Source organism: Nocardia sp. NPDC060220 (genome assembly GCF_042727815.1).
Taxonomy (GTDB): domain Bacteria; phylum Actinomycetota; class Actinomycetes; order Mycobacteriales; family Mycobacteriaceae; genus Nocardia.
The window spans coordinates 1-1,065 of record NZ_JBHWZY010001386.1 but is presented as its reverse complement, the minus strand read 5'-3'; the positions used below and the strand labels follow the sequence as shown (position 1 = coordinate 1,065).

1 protein-coding gene is annotated in these 1,065 nt (G+C 66.3%); it reads left to right on the top strand.

The window, feature by feature from the left end; all coding sequences use genetic code 11:
• The coding region (locus tag ACFWF3_RS36975; protein WP_379318913.1) for an acyl-CoA dehydrogenase family protein at positions 1 to 1,028 on the top strand (1,028 nt) is incomplete at its 5' end.
• Between the last annotated feature and the right edge of the window lie 37 nt (positions 1,029 to 1,065).

The following is a 1,065-nucleotide window of genomic DNA, read 5'->3' as shown; positions in this document are numbered from 1 at the left end:
AGGTCTTCGAAAAGCTCGGTGCCCTCGGCATTCTCGGCGTCGCCATCCCACCGGAGTACGGGGGAGCGGGCCTGCGGGACTACCGCTACAACGCCGTGCTGCAGGAGGAAGCGGCGCGGGCGCTGGTGACGCTGAGCACGGTGCGCACCCAGCTCGATGTCATCCTCCCGTATTTCCTGGCCTACGCCGACGAGCAGCAACGTGAACGCTGGTTCCCCGGGCTGGCGAGCGGTTCGTTGCTGACCGCCATCGCGATGACCGAACCCGGCACCGGCTCCGATCTGGCCGGGATGCGCACCTACGCGGTGCGCGACGGCGACGACTATCTGCTCAGCGGCGCGAAGACGTTCATCACCGGCGGCCTGCTCGCCGATCTGGTGATCGTGGTGGCGCGGACCTCGACCGATCCGGAGAACCGGCGCGCGGGCCTGACCCTGCTGGTGGTCGAGGACGGCATGCCCGGGTTCGAGCGTGGGCGGGTGCTGGACAAGATGGGCTGCAAGGTGCAGGACACCGTCGAGCTGTCGTTCGACGCGGTTCGGGTTCCCGTGGCGAATCGGCTCGGGGCCGAAGGCGAGGCCTTCGGCTACCTCGGCAACAATCTGTCGCAGGAACGGATGACGGTCGCGGTCGGCTCGGTCGCCCAGGCGCGGGCCGCGATCACCGCCACGATCGACTACGTCAAGGAACGCAAGGCCTTCGGGAAACCGGTCGCGTCCTTCCAGAACACCAAGTTCGAACTCGCCGCGATGTCGGCCGAGGTCGAGGCGGCGCAGGCCATGGTGGATCGTGCCGTGCTGGATCTGGTCGATGGTGAACTGTCCGGCCCCGATGCGGCACGCGTGAAGCTGTTCACCACCGAAGTGCAAGGCCGGGTGGTCGATCGGTGTCTGCAGCTGTTCGGTGGTTATGGCTATATGAGCGAGTACCCGATCGCACGGTTGTACACCGACGCGCGAGTGGCCAGGATCTACGCCGGAACCAGCGAGGTCATGAAGGTGATCATCGCCAAATCCCTCGGCCTCTGAGACACCGACGAAATCCGCCCCACGACAATCCTTGTCG